We start from the raw sequence: 15,932 nt of genomic DNA, 5'->3' as shown, positions 1-15,932 counted from the left end.
GGATCACCCTTCCCGGGTCGTGATCGTCTGTTCCACCCACTGGCGCAGAGCGGGGGCGGGCGCCGCCCCCGCCTGCCGCGCGACGGTCTCTCCCTTGTCGAGGATGAGCAGTGTCGGCACCGCCTGCACCTCGAAACGCTGCGACAGTCGCGGGTTCTTGTCGACGTCGACCTTGACGAGCTTGATCCGGCCCGCGAGTTCGGTGGCCACCTGCTCCAGCGCGGGGCTGACCATCCGGCAGGGGCCGCACCAGGTGGCCCACAGGTCGACCACGACGGGGACGTCGGCCCGCTCGGCGACCTCGGTGAAGTCGTCGTCGCCCGCGTCCACCATCCACGGCAGGGGCTGCTTGCAGTGGCCGCACCTGGGGCGGCCCTCCGCGGCCACGGGCACCCTGTTGGTGCGCCCGCAGTGCGGACAACGGACGGTCGTCGCCTGCACCGTGCTCATGCCGCCCGCGCTCCCTTCACGTCCTCGGGCTGGTCGTAGGTGACCACCAGCTCTCCGTTTTCGGCGTCGACGCGGACCGTCGCGCCGTCCTGGACGTCACCGCGCAGCAGGGCGCGCCCGACCATCGTCTCTACCTCGTGGGAGATGTAGCGGCGCAGCGGCCGGGCCCCGTACACCGGGTCGTAGCCCTGGTGGGCGATCAGCTTCCGTGCGTCCTCGGTGAGTTCGACGTTGATGCGGCGTTCGGCGAGCCGGCGGCGCAGCTCGTCGAACTGCAGCTCCACGATCCGCTCGATCTGCCGCTCACCGAGCGGCTTGAACAGCACGATGTCGTCGACGCGGTTGAGGAACTCCGGGCGGAAGTGCCCGCGCAGCTCGCCCATCACCAGGGCGCGGGCGTCCGGCTTGATCTCGCCCTCGGCGGTCACGCCGTCGAGCAGGTGCTCGGAGCCGATGTTGGACGTCATGATGATCACGGTGTTGCGGAAGTCGACGGTGCGGCCCTGGGAGTCGGTGATGCGGCCGTCGTCGAGGACCTGCAGCAGGGTGTTGAAGACATCGGTGTGCGCCTTCTCGATCTCGTCGAACAGCACGACCGAGTAGGGCTTGCGGCGTACGGCCTCGGTGAGCTGGCCGCCTTCCTCATAACCGACGTAGCCGGGCGGTGCGCCCATGAGCCGGCTGACGGTGTGCCGTTCCTGGTACTCACTCATGTCGAGGCGGACGATGTTCTCCTCGGAGTCGAACAGGGCCGCCGCGAGGGTCTTGGCCAGCTCCGTCTTCCCGACGCCGGTGGGGCCGAGGAAGATGAACGAGCCGATGGGGCGGCGCGGGTCGCGGATGCCGGCCCGGGCGCGGATGATGGCGTCGGCGACGAGCTTGACGGCCTCGTCCTGGCCGATGACGCGCTCGCGCAGGATCTCGTCGAGGCGCAGCAGCTTCTCGCGCTCGCCCTCCTGGAGGCGGGCGACGGGGACGCCGGTCCAGGCGGCGACGATCTCGGCGATCTCCTCCTCGGTGACGACCTCGCGCAGCAGCCTGTTCTGCCCTTGCTTGGCGGCCAGTTGCTCCTCCTCCGCGGCGAGCCGGCGCTCCAGGTCCTGGAGGCGGCCGTAGCGGAGTTCGGCGGCGCGGTTGAGATCGTAGGCGCGTTCGGCCTCCTCCGCCTCATGACGGACCTGCTCCAGTTCCTGGCGCAGTTCCTGCACGCGGCGGATGGCCTGCCGTTCGGCCTCCCACTGGGCGCGTTTGGCGTCGGCCTCGCTGCGCAGGTCGGCCAGTTCCTTGCGGAGTTCCTCCAGGCGGGCCTTGCTGGCGGGGTCGGTCTCCTTGGACAGGGCCGCCTCCTCGATCTCCAGGCGGGTGACGCGGCGGGTGATCTCGTCGAGTTCGGCGGGCATCGAGTCGATCTCGGTACGCAGCCGGGCGCACGCCTCGTCGACGAGGTCGATGGCCTTGTCGGGCAGGAACCGGTCGGTGATGTAGCGGTGGCTGAGGGTGGCCGCTGAGACCAGCGCGGTGTCCTGGATCTTCACGCCGTGGAAGACCTCGAGGCGTTCCCGCAGTCCGCGCAGGATGGAGATGGTGTCCTCCACGCTCGGCTCGTCGACCAGCACCTGCTGGAAGCGGCGTTCGAGAGCGGCGTCCTTCTCGATGTACTTGCGGTACTCGTCCAGAGTGGTGGCGCCGATCATGTGGAGTTCGCCGCGGGCGAGCATCGGCTTGAGCATGTTGCCCGCGTCCATGGCCCCTTCGGCGGCGCCCGCCCCTACGACGGTGTGGAGTTCGTCGACGAAGAGCAGGATGCGCCCCTCGGCTGCCTTCACCTCGGACAACACGGCCCTGAGGCGTTCCTCGAACTCACCGCGGTACTTGGCGCCGGCGACCAGGGAACCCATGTCGAGGGCGAACACCGTCTTGTCGCGCAGGCCCTCGGGGACGTCGCCGCGGACGATGCGCTGGGCCAGGCCCTCGACGATGGCGGTCTTGCCGACGCCGGGGTCGCCGATGAGGACGGGGTTGTTCTTGGTCTTGCGGCTCAGGATCTGGGTGACGCGGCGGATCTCCGCGTCCCGGCCGATGACCGGGTCCAGCCGCCCGGTCCGGGCCTCGAGAACCAGGTCGCGGCCGTATTTCTCCAAGGCCTCGTAGGCGACTTCGGGGTTGGCGGAGGTGACTCGCTGGTTGCCGCGGATCTGGGTGAGCGCGCTCAGGAACGACTCCCGGGTCACGCCGTGCTCCTTGAGCAGGCGTCCGGCGGCGGTCGCCGAGCCCTCCTCGGCCAGGGCGAGCAACAGGTGCTCCACCGACACATACTCGTCCTTGAGGCGTTTGGCCTCCCGCTCGGCCGCGTCCAGCAGGCGGGACAGACGCTGGGTGACGAAGACCTGCCCGGGTGACGCGCCGGGGCCGGTGACCTTCGGGCGCCGGGCCAGTTCGCCCCGTACGGCCGTGCTCAGTTCCTCCGGGTCGGTGCCGGCCTGTTGCAGCAACCGCGGGACGATGCCGTCCTCCTGATCGAGGAGAGCGAGCAGCAGGTGTTCCCCGTCGACTTCGGTGTGCCCCATGCCGACGGCCACCGTCTGGGCTTCCTGGAGTGCTTCCTGGGACTTCTGGGTGAGACGGTTCATGTCCATGGCGGTATGTCACTCCTCGTACCGGCGCGGCGCAGGGCGGCTTCGAGCAGGCTGATGCGGTCCAGCAGGTCGAGCACCAGGCCGATGGATGCGTAGTTGAGGCACAGCCCGGTGCGCAGCCGCTGGACGCGGGCAAGGGCGGCCGGGGCCGTGGGTTCGAACAGCAGGCGGCCGGAGGCGTCGCGCTCGGCCTCGACCAGGCCGAGAGCGACGAACCGGCGGATGAGGTCGGGATGGACACCGGCACGGCGGGCCACGGTCTGCAGGGAGAGCCTGGGAATCGGCACGATCGCGTACTGGACGCGTGCCCGTGCGGGAGCGGCCTGGCGTGCCTCGACCGGTCGGTCGCTCATCGTGTCCTCCTGGGGTCGAACGAGGAGACGGCGGCGAGCTCCTCGAACAGTTCGCGCTCCTGGTCGCTGAGCTTGGGCGGCACCATGATCCGGAGTTCGGCGTACAGGTCGCCGTTGGCGCCACGCGGTCCCGGCATGCCCTCGCCGCGCAGCCTCAGCCGTCGGCCGGTGGAGGACCCGGCGGGCACGGTCACCTTGGCCGTCGCCCCGCTCGGCGTGGGCACCGGAACCGTCGCGCCCAGCGCGGCCTCCCAGGGGGCGACCGGAAGCTGCACGTACACGTCCCGGCCGTCGAGCCGGAACACGGGGTGGGGCTGGATCCGCACCCGCAGGTACAGGTCGCCCGCGGGGCCGTCGCCGCTGCCGCGACCGCCCTCGCCCGCCAGCCGGATGCGCTGCCCGTCGGTGACGCCGGGCGGCACGTCCACCTCGTAGCGCCGCTGCCCGGAGGGCCCTTGGAGGGTGACGGTGCGGCGGCCTCCGCGGTAGGCCTCCTCGACGGTGAGCGGCAGTTCGGCCTCCTGGTCCGCTCCCGGCACCCGCATCCGTCCGGCGCCACCGAAGAACGAGCTGAACAGGTCGTCGACGTCGACGCCCTCCGAGCCGAAGCCACTGGTGGCGTACTGGGCCCGGGGACCGCCCCCGGTGGACCAGCGGAAGCCGCCACCGGGTCCCGCACCGGCACCGACCCGCTCCTCCCAGTCCTCGGGGACCTTCCGGAAGTCCTCGCCGAAGCGGTCGTAACGGGCCCGCTGGTCAGGGTCGGACAGGACGCTGAAGGCCTCGTTGATCTCCTTGAACCGCTCCTCCGCCGCGGGGTCCTTGTTGACGTCGGGGTGGTACTTGCGCGCCAGTTTGCGGTACGCCTGCTGGATCTCGTCCCTGTCGGCGTTGCGCGGGACCCCGAGAACCTCGTAGAAGTCGCGTGCCACGGCCGCTCACTCCCGCTTCGCGACGGTCACGGCGGCCGGCCTCAACTGCCGCTCGGCCTCGCCGTAGCCGGGGCGCAGCACCTGTGTCACGGTGTTCGGTTCGGCGTCGGGGTCCTGGACCACGCCGACGACCTCGTGCCGGGAGGGGTCGAACGGGACGCCGGTCTCGGCGTGACGCTCGTAGCCAAGGCGTCCAAGGAGGGATACGGCCTGGTCGCGCACGGCGCGAACCCCCTCGACGATCGCCCCGGCGTCGGAGGCCGCGTGGCTCAGGGCCAGTTCGAGGTTGTCGATGACGGGGAGGAAGGCCGCGGCCGTGCGGGCGCGTTCGGCCCCGCGCTCCCGGTCCAGTTCCCTGGCGTGCCGCTTGCGCAGGTTGTCCAGGTCGGCGAGGGCGCGCCGCCAGCGGTCCTCGACCTCCTTCATCGCCGCCGCGTACTCGTCCTCGGCCCCGGCCGGACCGGTGGCCGCGTCCGGCCCCGGGCCGGTCTCCGTGCCAGGCGGCGCGGGCCCGGGCTCGGGCAGGTCGCCCTGCGGCGGTGGTGCGGCGGCTCCGGGCGGCGGGTCGGACGATCGGTCCTGGGGCGGGGTCGGCATGGCGGGTACCTCAGCCCTTGTCGAACTCGGCGTCGATCACGTCGTCGTCGGCGCCGGGGCCGCCCTGTGCGGAGGCGTCCGGCCCGGTGGTGTCCGACGGACCACTCGCCGCCGCTTCGGTGCGGTGGGCGGCGAGCCCGGCGTGGATCTGCTGGAGTTCGGAGATCAGCGGCCTGACCTTGTCCACTCCGGCCTCGTTCTTGACCGCGTCGCGGGCCTCGGCCACCAGCATCTCGGCACGGGCCTTCTCGTGCGCGGGCGCGGCGTCGCCCAGTTCGGCGAGGAGCTTCTCGACCTGGTAGGCGATCGCGTCCAGTTCGTTGCGGGCGTCGACGGCCTCGCGCAGGGCCTGGTCCTGACCCTGGTTGCGCTCGGCCTCCTCGACCATGCGCTCGACCTCGCTCCGGTCGAGGTTGGAGCTCTCACTGATGGTGATGCCCTGTTCCTTGCCGGTGTCCTTGTCCCGCGCGCTGACGTTGAGGATGCCGTTGGCGTCGACGTCGAAGGTGACGTCGACCTGTGGTTCGCCCCGTGGAGCCGGCCGGATGTCGGTGAGCTGGAACCGGCCGAGCACCCGGTTGTCGGCGGCCCGCTCCCGCTCGCCCTGGAGGACCACCACATCGACGGCCGGCTGGTTGTCCTCGGCGGTGGAGAAGGTCTCGCTGCGGCGCACCGGGATGGTGGTGTTCCGCTCAACGATCTTCGTCATCACTCCGCCACGCGTCTCCACGCCCAGCGACAGTGGGGTGACGTCGAGCAGCAGGACATCCTTGACCTCGCCCTTGAGGACCCCGGCCTGGATCGCGGCGCCCAGCGCCACGACCTCGTCGGGGTTGACGCTCATGTTGGGGTCCTTGCCGCCGGTCAGCCGTCGCACCAGCGCCTGGACGGCGGGGATGCGGGTGGAGCCGCCGACGAGGATGACCTCGTCGATGTCGTTCTCGCCGACCTTGGCGTCGGCCATGGCCTGCTGGACCGGCCCCAGGCAGCGCTCCACCAGGTCGGCGGTGATCTGCTCGAAGGTGGACCGCATGATCGAGTCGGTGAGGTGTTTGGGCCCGGAGGCGTCGGCGGTGATGAACGGCAGGCTCACCTGGGTCTGGGTGACGGAACTGAGCTCGGTCTTGGCCTTCTCCGCCGCCTCGAACAGACGTTGCAGCGCCTGCGGGTCCTTGCGCAGGTCGATGCCGTTCTCCTTCTGGAAGTCGTCCGCGAGGTAATCCACCAGACGCCGGTCGAAGTCGTCGCCGCCCAGATGGCTGTCACCCGCCGTGGAACGCACCTCCACCACGCCGTCACCGACGTCGAGGATGCTCACGTCGAACGTGCCGCCGCCCAGGTCGAAGACGAGCACCGTCTCGTGCTGCTTCTTGTCCATGCCGTAGGCGACGGCGGCCGCCGTCGGCTCGTTGATGATCCGGAGCACTTCCAGGCCCGCTATCCGGCCGGCGTCACGGGTCGCGGTGCGCTGGGCGTCGTTGAAGTAGGCGGGCACGGTGATGACCGCCTCCGTGACCCGCTCCCCCAGCTGCTTGGAGGCGTCGTCGGCGAGTTTGCGCAGCACCTGTGCGCTGATCTCCTCGGGCGCGTACAGCTTGTCGCGCACCTTGAAGCGGGCCTCGCCGTTCTCGCCCGGAACGACGTCGTAGGCGACGGCCTTGGCCTCGTCGGAGACCTCGTCGAAGTGCCGGCCGATGAACCGCTTGGCCGAGTAGATGGTGCCCTTGGGGTTGAGGATCGCCTGGCGCCGGGCCAGCTGGCCCACCAGGCGCTCGCCGGTGTCGGTGAAGGCCACCACGGACGGGGTCGTGCGGTTGCCCTCGCTGTTGGGCACGACGATCGGCTCGCCGCCCTCCCACACGGCGATCACCGAGTTGGTGGTACCCAGGTCGATGCCCACTGCCTTGGCCATGAGGAACTCCTCCCGGTGCGCCTGCGCAATCTCGAGCACTCTCCAGGGTGGCGACCCGCGTTGCTCCGCGCCTGCGCCTGGCGAGTCAGGAATGCACGGGTCCGGTCGCCCCACGAGGACGAGAAAGAATCCGCACCCTCGGGTGAGCCGGTCCGGGAGGGGTACGCGCAATACCGTTCTCTTCCCCGGAGACACAGGGAGAACGGAGTGATCCCATGGCCGACAGTCGGGCGCACAGCCTGTACCGCCGCTACTCCGACCGGAAGGACGGCCTTCCACGGGGCAGCGCCGGGCGGCAGCCCACCCCGGCGCGCACAGGGCCCCGCCCACCCACCCGCACGCCCACCGACCATGCCCTCGACGACCTGATGGTGCTCTCCCAGGCCCTGTTCGACGCCCCGGACGAAGGCGAGATCCTGCGCCTGGCCATGGACCACATAGCCGCCGCCGGGCCGTACAGCGCCGAGGCCGGGTATCTCACGGTGGGCGGAGACCTGGTTCCCAGCCCGGGGAACGGGCGGACACATGCCTCGGCCGTGGGCCGGAGGGTGCGGGAGCTGGCCGGGCAGGACGGCCCCGTGGCCGTCCCCGGCAGGCCCTGGGGCCGGGCCATGGGCCTGCGCGGACTCGAGGGACTCCACGGCTACCTCGTGGTGACGTCCCGCTCCCGGCCCACCGAGGCCGAGCGATCCCTGCTCACCACGCTCGTCGGGCACACCGCCGCCGCACTGTCGGTCGTCTTCGCGCACCGCCGCCGCTGCGAGGACGCGCTGGAGCTGCGCCGGCTGCGGGAGGAACGTACAGCCCTCCAGCGGAAGTTGATCTCTGTGGTGGCCGAGCTGGGCTACGAGCGGGCCGTCCACGCTCTCCTGGCGGGCGTCGCTGCCTCCAGCGGCGGTGACGGCGGCGAGGAAGCCGTCACCCGCGCACTGCACAGGCTGACCGGGCTTCCCGCGCTGGTCGAGGACCGTTTCGGCCGGCTGAGGGCCTGGACCGGCCCCGGCCGCCCCGACCCCTATCCCGAACCCGACCCCGTGCGCCGGGACGCGATGCTGCACGCCGTGGCCCGGGAGGCGGGGCCGGTGCGGATGGAGGACCGGCTGGTAGCCCTGGTCCGTCTGCAGGGCGAGATCCTGGGCGTGCTGGCTCTGGTAGATGTCCGGGACGAGGCCGACGAGCACACCGTGTTCGCGCTCGGGCACGCCGCCAAGTCACTCTCCCTGGAGCTGGCGCACCTGCGCGATCTGGCCGAAGTGGAGCGCAGGCTGCACCGGGAGCTGGTCGACGATCTCCTGGCAGGGACGGCCGGGGCGGGTGCCTACGCGCGGTCCGAGGCAGTCGGACACGACCTGCACCGCAGCCACTACATCGTGGTGGTGCGGTGGTCCAACCGGACGGCGGACGATTCCTTCGCGCAGGCCGTGGGCCGGGCGGCCTCCACCGTGGGCATGCGCTCGCTGCTGACCCGCCGGTCCGGGCACGTCGTCCTTGTCGCCGACGACAGGCCGCCCGCCCGCGCGCTGTACGAGGCGCTCGCCCGGGAGACCGGGACCCGGTCCGGGACGATCGGGGTGAGCGCCCCCTGCGACGCCGTGGACGCCATCCCCCACCACTACCGGGAGGCGCAGCGCGCCCTGGACGTGCGCCGCCACTCCCGGGAGCGCTACGGCGCGACGTTCTTCGACGAGCTGGGCCTCTACCGCATCCTGGGACCCGGCAGCGACTACCGGGAACTGGAGACGTTCGTCCACGAGTGGCTCGGGCGGCTCATCGACTACGACTCCCGGCACCACGCGGCCATGGTGGAGACCCTGTCCCGGTACTTCGACTGCGGCGGCAACTACGACGAGACCGCCGACTCCCTCGCGATCCACCGCAGCACGCTGCGCTACCGGCTCCAGCGCATCCGCGACATCAGCGGCCACGACCTCGCGGACGTCGAGGACCGGCTGAACCTCCAGGTGGCGACCCGGGTGTGGAAGATCGTGCTGGGCGGACCGGGCTGACACCTCGCTGGAACGCGCATGCCGGCCGACGCGCGCCGTCGACCGGCTCGCGGTCAGCCCAGCACCTCTGCGATCGGGGCGTCGGCGTCCACGTAGCGCACGAGCTTGCGGTTCGCGAATTCCACGATGCCCACGTCGCCGAGCTCGCGCCCGTAGCCGGAACGCTTGATGCCGCCGAAGGGCAGTTCCGGCCGGGACGCCGTCGGGTGGTTGATCCACACCATGCCCGCCTCCAGCCGGTCCGCGACCTGGCGAGCACGTTCCGGGTCGGCGGCGAAGACCGCGCCTCCCAGGCCGTAGCGGGAGGTGTTGGCCAGCGCCACGGCCTCGTCCTCGTCGGCGACCCGGTAGACGACGGCGACGGGGCCGAAGAGCTCTTCCCGGTAGGCCCGCATGTCCGGTGTGACGTCGGTGAGGACGGTCGGCTCGACGAACGCCCCCGGCAGGTCGGGCCGCCCGCCGCCCAGCACCACCGTGGCTCCCTTGTCCACCGCGTCACGGACCTGTTCCATCAGGAGTTCGGCCGCGGACTCGGAGGACAGCGGGCCGAGCGTGGTGTCGGGGTCCGCCGGATCTCCCGGCTGGACCTCGCCCATCCGGTCACGCAGCCCGGTGAGGAAGGCGTCGTAGACGTCGGCAAGGGCGATGAAGCGCTTGGCCGCCACGCAGCACTGCCCGGTGTTGCCCATCCGGCCGAGGAACGCCGCGTAGACGGTGCGGTCGAGGTTGTGACCGTCCAGCACGACGAAGGGATCACTGCCGCCCAGCTCGAGGACGGACTTCTTGACATTGCGGCCGGCGATCTCGCCCACGCTCACGCCCGCCCGCTCACTACCGGTCAGGGACGCTCCCTGCACACGGGCGTCATCGATGATCTTCCCTACGTCCCGGCCCCGCACGAAGAGATTGGTGTAGACCCCGGCGGGTACACCCGCATCCCTGAACAGCTGCTCGAGTGCCAGAGCGGACTGGGGGCAACTGCTCGCGTGCTTGAGCAGGATCGTGTTGCCGAGGACGAGGTTCGGACCCGCGAATCGGACCACCTGGTACAGCGGGAAGTTCCAGGGCATCACCCCGAGGAGGACGCCGAGCGGCTCGTTCACCAGCACGGCCGTGCCCTCGGGGACGGGCAGGGGGCGCTCTTGCAGCAGTTCGGGACCGTGCTCGCCGTAGTAGGTGAGGATGTCGGACGCGAGGTCGGCCTCGGCACGGCTGGAGTTGATCAGCTTGCCGACCTCCAGGGTCAGCAGCCCGGCGAGTTCCTCCTTGCGCTCCCTCATGAGCCGGCCGGCGCGTTGCACGACGGCTCCCCGGTCGGCCCTGGACCGGGCACGCCAGTCCTGGAAGCTGCGGTGCGCCGCGTCGATCGCGCGCTCCACCTCCTCCTCGCTCAGCGCCGGGAACTCCCGAACCCGTTCACCGGTGTACGGATTGACGGTGGCTATGGGGCTTTTCTGGGCAGTGACATTGGCGTTCATGACGCCTCCCTGGAGTCGGGGCCCCTCGGGTTTCCACGCCTGGACCCGCTCACACCTGGCGTCAGCGGGCGATGACGTGGAGGTCGACCAGGTCGAGCAGCGCCCGCACCGCCGCGCTGGGCCGCCGGGTCGACGACGTGCCCAGGTGCATGCTCCACCGGAGTACGGTGCCGGGGACATCGAGGACGTGCAGGCCGGGGGTGCGGGCGACGGCGAACGCGGGCAGGAAGGCGATGCCCAGGCCGTGCCGGACCAGTGCCGCCCCCATGTCGATGTCGGGCACTTCCAGGGCCACCCGGCGTACGACGCCCGCCGCCGCGAACGCCCGGTCGACCACCTCGCGGTTGCCGTAGCCCGGCGGGAAGTCCACGAAGGGCTCCCCCACGAGGTCCGCGAGTGTCAACTCCGCCCGCTCCGCGAGCGGATGGGCGGCGCTCACCACCAGGACGAGCGGCACGGTGGCCAGCTCCCGTGCGTCGATCCCGGCGGGCTTGCGCTCGGGCAGCGACAGGAAGGCCACGTCCAGGTCTCCCCTGAGCAGCGCGTGCGCCAGTCCCGCCGAGCCGGTCGTCGCCAGCCGCAGCCGGACGTCGATCCCCGGATGCCGCGCGTGCAGCTGCCCGAGGAGCGCGGGCAGGTCCACCACCTCGACCGAAGCCATCGCGCCCACGTTCACCGTGCCGCGCAGCGTGTCCTGGGCGGCGCGCACGGCGTCCTGGGCCGCCTGGGCGGCGTGCAGGGTGGCCCGGGCCTCCGGCAGCAGCGCCGCGCCCGCCCCGGTGAGCCGGACCTGCTGCGACGTGCGCTCGAACAGCGCGCAGCCGAGCTCGCGCTCCAGGGAGCGGATCGCGGCGGACACCCCCGACTGCACCACGTGCAGCCGACGGGCGGCACGCGTGAAGCTCAGCTCCTCGGCGACCGCGATGAAGTGCTCCAGCTGACGTAGCTCCACAGGAGAAGTATCACTCGCACTGCTGGAGCCCAGCAAAAACATTCGTTGGCATTGATCCTGCCTGGTGAGGAGGATGGAAAACACCATTCGCTTCCGCCCGAGGAGGGGTACCCCTGCCTGCCGCACCGACGCCGCTGAGCCGTCCCACAGCCGACGCTCCCGGCGACCCGACCCACCGGATCCCCTCACCCGCTCCCGCCGGCCTGCCGCCCCGCGCCCCGGCCGGACGCCGTGCCTCGCACGCGACCGGCTTCTGGTTCGTGGCGGTGGCCTTCACCGTGCTGATGGCCTTCGGTACCGCGCCGACCCCGCTGTGGCCGCTGTACGAGGCCCGGGACCACTTCGGCGCGACCACGGTCACGGTGGCGTACGCCTCGATGGTCGTGGGTGCGGCGGCCGCCTTCCTCGGACTGGGGCACCTGTCGGACCGGCTCGGCCGGCGGCGCATCATCGTCCCGGCGCTGCTGGTCGGCATCGTCGCGTCGGTCGTACTCATGGCGTGGCGGGACCTGCCGGGGCTGATCACGGGCAGGATTCTGAACGGTGCCGGACTGGGGCTGATGGCCTCGACCGCGACGACGTACCTGCACGACCTCCACCACGAGGCCCGTCCGGACCGGACGGGTTCGGTGCTGCCCGGCATCGTGGCCACCGCCGCCAACCTCGGCGGCCTGGCCTCGGGACCCCTCATCGCCGGCGCCGCCGCCGAGTGGCTTCCCGCGCCCCTGATCACCACCCAGGCGATCTTCACGCTCGCCATGGCAGGGTGCCTCGCGCTGGTCCTGTCCACCCCGGAGACGGTGGACCTGGAGCTGCCCGCGGCCGAACCGCCCCTCAGGTTCGCCCTGCGCCCCGGCGGACGGCGGACGTTCGCCGCGGCCGGTGCCCTGGGCGCCTTCGCCTTCGCCATCCTCGGCCTGATCTCCTCACTGGGGGCGAGCGTGCTCCACGGCACCCTGCACACCGACTCGCACCTTGTGGCCGGCCTGGCGGCCTTCCTCATGTTCGGTTCCGCGGCGGCCGCCCAACTGGTGCTGGGCCGCCTCCCCCTGCCCCGGGTCATGACCGTGGGGGCCGTGGTCTTCCCGGTCGGCCTGGTCCTGTGCGCCGTCGCCCTCTACCACCCGGCGCTCTGGCTCTACCTGGTCGCCGTGTCCCTGTCGGGAGCCGGCTCCGGGCTGCTGTTCAAGGGAGGCGTCGAACGGGCCGTTTCCGTGGCCGCGCCGGCTTCCCGCGCGGGGGTCCTCGCCGTGTTCTTCGTCGTCGCGTACCTGGGAATGGGCCTGCCGTCCGTCCTGTTCAGCATCGCCCTGCGGCATTTCGCCGTACAGACCGCGATGATCGGCTTCGCGGCGGTCCTCTCCTGCGGCGCCGTCGTGTCGGTCGCCGTCGCGCTGCGCGACCGCGCGCCCGGTTCCGGCGCGCTCCCGGCGCAGTCCCCCGGCCCTTCCTGACCTCTCCGCGGCGCGTGCGACACCGGTTGTCTGGGAGGCGCGTACCTGGGCACTCGGGGCGGGTGCGTGACACGGATTCGCGACGGACGGAGGCCCGGAATGTCTGCGGAATCGGCCGGAACGGTCGCACTCCCCTCCGGCGAGGAGATCTCGGCGCTCGGACAGGGCACCTGGTACCTGGGCGAGAACCCGGCCCGGCGTGAACAGGAGATCGCCGCGCTGCGGCTGGGCGTGGACCTGGGCATGACGGTCGTCGACACGGCGGAGATGTACGGGGACGGCGCGGCCGAGGAGCTCATCGGGGAGGCTCTGCAAGGACGCCGGGAGGAGATCTTCCTCGTCAGCAAGGTGCTGCCCGGCCACGCCGACCGGAGGGGCACCGTCGCCGCCTGTGAGGCGAGTCTGCGGCGCCTCCGGTCGGAGCAGCTGGACCTCTATCTGCTGCACTGGCGGGGACGGTGGCCCCTGGAGGAGACCCTTGCCGGATTCACCGACCTGATGGAGGCGGGGAAGATCCGCTACTGGGGCGTGAGCAATCTGGACGTCGCCGCCATGACCGAGCTGACCGCCCTCCCCGGCGGCGACGCGGTGGCCGTGGACCAGGTGCTGTACAACCTCTCCCGGCGCGGCATCGAGTGGGATCTGCTCCCCTGGTGCCGCGAGGCCGGCGTGACGGTCATGGCCTATTCCCCGATCGAGCAGGGACGGCTGCTGGGCGTCGAGGCACTGGGGGCCGTGGCCCGGGCCCTAGGAGCCACGCCGACCCAGGTGGCACTCGCCTGGGTGCTGCAGCAGGGGGTGGCCGCGATTCCGCGCTCGGGATCACCCGACCATGTCCGGGAGAACCGCGGCGCCGTGGAGCTCCGCCTCCCCTCCGAGGCGCTCGACATCCTCGACCGCGCGTTCCCGCCGCCCAGCGGGCCCACGCCCCTGGAGATGCTCTGAAGGAGTTGACAGCATGGCGCGCCCCCCGCTCGTCGTCGGAATGGGGGGTTCGCTGCGCACCCCGTCGACCAGTCTCACCGCACTGTGCGTGGCGGTCGAAGGGGCAGCCGAGGCGGGCGCCGACACCCGGGTGATCGACCTCAGGCGGCTGGACCTCCCGTTCTACACGTCCGAGGGCGCGGTCCCTCCGTCCGCCCGCCGGCTCGCGGACACCGCTCAGGCCGCCGACGCCCTGCTGTGGAGCAGCCCGACGTACCACGGGTCGGTCAGTGGCGCGTTCAAGAACGCCGTGGACTGGCTCGCCCTCCTGGCCGACCACGACCCGCCTTACCTGAGCAACAAACCCGTGGGCATGCTGACGACCGCCGGTGGAGTGCAGGGCCTGCAGGCGATCAACGCGATGGAGTTCATCGTCCGGTCGCTGCGCGGCTGGGCGGTGCCGCTGGTGTTCGCGGTACCGCGGTCCTCACGGGTCTTCGCCGGCGACGGACGCCTCACCGACCAGGCGGTCGCGGACCAATTGCGCGGCCTCGGCGCGGAGGTGACCAGGGCGGCCCTGCAGTTCCGGGCGGAGGGCACGTGCGACTACGCGCAGGGGCGGCCGTCCGGCGCGGCCCGGGACTGAGGCCGGCCCTGCCACGCACGGGCGCACGCAGGTCGTCCTGCCTCAGGGCCCGGCCCGCCCCACGGGCCGGCGGGGCTCGCCGCGCGCCCCGACGTGCCCGGGCGGGAAGTGCGGCAGCACGTGTTCGGCCAGTTCGTCGATCACGTCGGCGACCGGGCGGCGGCTGTGCTTGAAGTTGATCATCAGCTGGTCGATGCCGATCTCCTGCCAGGTCCGCATCATCCCCAGGAGCGACACCCGGCCCACCGAGAACCCCTGGTGGATGGGCCGGGGCAGGGCCAGTGGGTCCTCGGTCAGGTCCAGATAGGTGGCCTGCGCGTACGGCTTGAACGCACCACCGTCGCCCTGGGTCAGCTCCCGCCACCGCGCGATGTTCGCGGCCTGCTGCTGCAGCGGAGGGGTGTAGTACAGCCAGCCGTCCGTGTGGTCGGCGATCCACCGGACGTCCTGCCTGCCGTGTCCCGTCATCAGTACGGGAATCCGCTGGTACACCGGCTTGGGCAGGAGATCGGTGCCTGCCATCCGGCCGAGCGGCGAGTCCACGTGCGGGAAGCGGTGCTCGAGGACGACACGGAAGTACGCCAGCGACTGCCGGAATCTCGCGGCCCGGCCTTCCAGGTCCTGCCCGAAGGCCGGGAACTCCACGGGCCGGTCACCGGTGGCCACCCCGAGCAGGAGCCGTCCTCCGGACAACTGGTCCACCGAGGCGGCCGCCTTCGCGGTGTGCAGCGGATGCCGCAGCGGCATGACGATGCTGGCGGTGCCCAGTGTGATCGAGGTGGTGCGGGCGGTGAGCTGCCCCAGGTACACCCACGGATCGAAGACCTGCCCGGTGTCCCCGAAGCTGGGGTCCAGCAGCGGCACGTCCCGGACCCACACCGAGGCGAAGCCGGCCCGCTCGGCCTGCTGGATCCGCTCCATGTGCCCGGCCAGAGACGGCACCGGCCCGTCGAAGCCCTCCAGGGGGGTGATGGCACCCACGGTCATCCTGCCGCCGGGATACGCCCTGGCCATGGCCGGATGCTCGGAGAAGGGCCGCTGCTCATCGCCCTGGACGTCCACGGGCGCGCCGGCTGAGGGAACTGTCGGTTCTGTCATGCGATCCTCCGGCGATTCACGCCTGTCCGCGTCCGCGACGTTCGTCTCTAGCCCGGCACGCCCACGAGCTCCTCGAACTCCTTGGGCAGCTGGGACATCACGTCGCGGAACTCGCCCTCACTGACCGCGTCCCTCAGGGTGGTCAGCTCCGCCCGTATGCCCTCGCGGGCCTCGTTCGGGCTCACTCCCGCTCGGCTGCTCACCCGGTTGATGAACTCGTCGAGTCCGAAACGCTGGGCCTCCGGAGTAGGAGAGACCAACTGTTCCTTCAGCGGCTTGGGCAGTTCGGACGCGAGGTCGTGCGCCTCACCTTTGGTGAGCCGCTCGGCCAGGGTTTCCAGGGTGGCGCGCGTGAGGGGTTCCACCTTTTCCGGGGGGACAGGGGCGCGCTGGGTGACGGTGTCGAGGAAGGTGTTGTAGTCCATGAGCCGTCCTTTTTCTCAAGTTTTGCGGTGGGAGGTGGGGTGAGGGGCCACATGTCCATGCTCCGGATG

Annotated in this window: 14 protein-coding genes; 4 read left to right on the top strand and 10 right to left on the bottom strand. The window is 71.4% G+C overall.

All coding sequences use genetic code 11. From position 1 onward, the window contains the following. Positions 1–3: 3 nt before the first annotated feature. Genes trxA through dnaK form a run of 6 tightly spaced genes read right to left on the bottom strand, consistent with a single transcriptional unit; the run spans position 4 to position 6,880 of the window. Positions 4–450 (bottom strand): thioredoxin, encoded by a 447-nt coding sequence (gene trxA / locus E5082_RS21970; protein ID WP_135792962.1) that lies wholly within the window; start codon positions 448–450, stop codon positions 4–6. After that, on the bottom strand, positions 447–3,086 hold the full coding sequence (clpB, locus tag E5082_RS21965) for an ATP-dependent chaperone ClpB (RefSeq protein WP_135792961.1): 2,640 nt from the start codon (positions 3,084–3,086) through the stop codon (positions 447–449). Before clpB ends, trxA begins: the two co-directional genes overlap by 4 nt. Then, entirely contained in the window at positions 3,077–3,439 is a 363-nt protein-coding gene (locus tag E5082_RS21960; protein ID WP_190045431.1) for a chaperone modulator CbpM, read from the bottom strand. The genes clpB and E5082_RS21960 overlap by 10 nt, the downstream gene beginning before the upstream one ends. Then, complete coding sequence (locus E5082_RS21955) at positions 3,436–4,371, bottom strand: DnaJ C-terminal domain-containing protein (protein ID WP_135792960.1); 936 nt, start codon at positions 4,369–4,371, stop codon at positions 3,436–3,438. The genes E5082_RS21960 and E5082_RS21955 overlap by 4 nt, the downstream gene beginning before the upstream one ends. Positions 4,372–4,377: 6 nt before the next feature. Further along, complete coding sequence (locus E5082_RS21950) at positions 4,378–4,968, bottom strand: nucleotide exchange factor GrpE (protein ID WP_135792959.1); 591 nt, start codon at positions 4,966–4,968, stop codon at positions 4,378–4,380. A 10-nt stretch (positions 4,969–4,978) separates the two neighbouring features. Then, on the bottom strand, positions 4,979–6,880 hold the full coding sequence (gene dnaK, locus E5082_RS21945) for a molecular chaperone DnaK (protein WP_135792958.1): 1,902 nt from the start codon (positions 6,878–6,880) through the stop codon (positions 4,979–4,981). A 368-nt stretch (positions 6,881–7,248) separates the two neighbouring features. On the opposite strand from dnaK, the gene E5082_RS21940 reads away from it, so the two are divergent. Continuing rightward, positions 7,249–8,886 (top strand): PucR family transcriptional regulator, encoded by a 1,638-nt coding sequence (locus tag E5082_RS21940; RefSeq protein WP_373310125.1) that lies wholly within the window; start codon positions 7,249–7,251, stop codon positions 8,884–8,886. Positions 8,887–8,939: 53 nt separating this feature from the next. Here the strand turns inward: E5082_RS21940 and E5082_RS21935 are convergent, their stop codons facing one another. Further along, positions 8,940–10,364 carry an NAD-dependent succinate-semialdehyde dehydrogenase gene (locus tag E5082_RS21935; protein WP_135792956.1) on the bottom strand — a complete coding sequence of 475 codons (1,425 nt, stop codon included), beginning with the start codon at positions 10,362–10,364 and terminating at the stop codon, positions 8,940–8,942. Positions 10,365–10,425: 61 nt separating this feature from the next. Beyond that, positions 10,426–11,316 (bottom strand): LysR family transcriptional regulator, encoded by an 891-nt coding sequence (locus E5082_RS21930; protein WP_135792955.1) that lies wholly within the window; start codon positions 11,314–11,316, stop codon positions 10,426–10,428. Positions 11,317–11,576: 260 nt separating this feature from the next. Between E5082_RS21930 and E5082_RS21925 the strand changes: the two genes are divergently transcribed. The 3 genes from E5082_RS21925 (at position 11,577) to E5082_RS21915 (ending at position 14,340) form a co-directional block, all read left to right on the top strand. Further along, a complete protein-coding gene (locus E5082_RS21925) occupies positions 11,577–12,770 on the top strand; it encodes an MFS transporter (RefSeq protein ID WP_135792954.1) in 1,194 nt (397 codons plus the stop codon). Positions 12,771–12,869: 99 nt separating this feature from the next. After that, a complete protein-coding gene (locus E5082_RS21920) occupies positions 12,870–13,715 on the top strand; it encodes an aldo/keto reductase (protein ID WP_135792953.1) in 846 nt (281 codons plus the stop codon). 13 nt (positions 13,716–13,728) lie between these two features. Further along, positions 13,729–14,340 carry an NADPH-dependent FMN reductase gene (locus E5082_RS21915; protein ID WP_135792952.1) on the top strand — a complete coding sequence of 204 codons (612 nt, stop codon included), beginning with the start codon at positions 13,729–13,731 and terminating at the stop codon, positions 14,338–14,340. A 42-nt stretch (positions 14,341–14,382) separates the two neighbouring features. Here E5082_RS21915 and E5082_RS21910 read toward each other — a convergent pair whose 3' ends face one another. Together E5082_RS21910 and E5082_RS21905 are read right to left on the bottom strand one after the other, a co-directional pair. Continuing rightward, entirely contained in the window at positions 14,383–15,438 is a 1,056-nt protein-coding gene (locus tag E5082_RS21910; RefSeq protein ID WP_229919020.1) for an LLM class oxidoreductase, read from the bottom strand. Between the two features lie 47 nt (positions 15,439–15,485). Further along, entirely contained in the window at positions 15,486–15,863 is a 378-nt protein-coding gene (locus E5082_RS21905) for a DUF2267 domain-containing protein (protein ID WP_135792951.1), read from the bottom strand. Positions 15,864–15,932 lie beyond the last annotated feature (69 nt).

The sequence above is a fragment of the Streptomyces griseoluteus genome, assembly GCF_004784465.1.
In the GTDB taxonomy this organism is placed as follows: Bacteria; Actinomycetota; Actinomycetes; order Streptomycetales; family Streptomycetaceae; genus Streptomyces; species Streptomyces griseoluteus.
This window is presented reverse-complemented; position numbering and strand designations above follow the sequence as displayed.

Bases quoted from the DNA above. Each gene is read 5' to 3' on its own strand.
- trxA (WP_135792962.1), bottom strand. From the start codon at position 450: ATGAGCACGGTGCAGGCGACGACCGTCCGTTGTCCGCACTGCGGGCGC.
- clpB (WP_135792961.1), bottom strand. From the start codon at position 3,086: ATGGACATGAACCGTCTCACCCAGAAGTCCCAGGAAGCACTCCAGGAA.
- E5082_RS21960 (WP_190045431.1), bottom strand. From the start codon at position 3,439: ATGAGCGACCGACCGGTCGAGGCACGCCAGGCCGCTCCCGCACGGGCA.
- E5082_RS21950 (WP_135792959.1), bottom strand. From the start codon at position 4,968: ATGCCGACCCCGCCCCAGGACCGATCGTCCGACCCGCCGCCCGGAGCC.
- dnaK (WP_135792958.1), bottom strand. From the start codon at position 6,880: ATGGCCAAGGCAGTGGGCATCGACCTGGGTACCACCAACTCGGTGATC.
- E5082_RS21940 (WP_373310125.1), top strand. From the start codon at position 7,249: ATGGTGCTCTCCCAGGCCCTGTTCGACGCCCCGGACGAAGGCGAGATC.
- E5082_RS21935 (WP_135792956.1), bottom strand. From the start codon at position 10,364: ATGAACGCCAATGTCACTGCCCAGAAAAGCCCCATAGCCACCGTCAAT.
- E5082_RS21920 (WP_135792953.1), top strand. From the start codon at position 12,870: ATGTCTGCGGAATCGGCCGGAACGGTCGCACTCCCCTCCGGCGAGGAG.
- E5082_RS21915 (WP_135792952.1), top strand. From the start codon at position 13,729: ATGGCGCGCCCCCCGCTCGTCGTCGGAATGGGGGGTTCGCTGCGCACC.
- E5082_RS21910 (WP_229919020.1), bottom strand. From the start codon at position 15,438: ATGACAGAACCGACAGTTCCCTCAGCCGGCGCGCCCGTGGACGTCCAG.
- E5082_RS21905 (WP_135792951.1), bottom strand. From the start codon at position 15,863: ATGGACTACAACACCTTCCTCGACACCGTCACCCAGCGCGCCCCTGTC.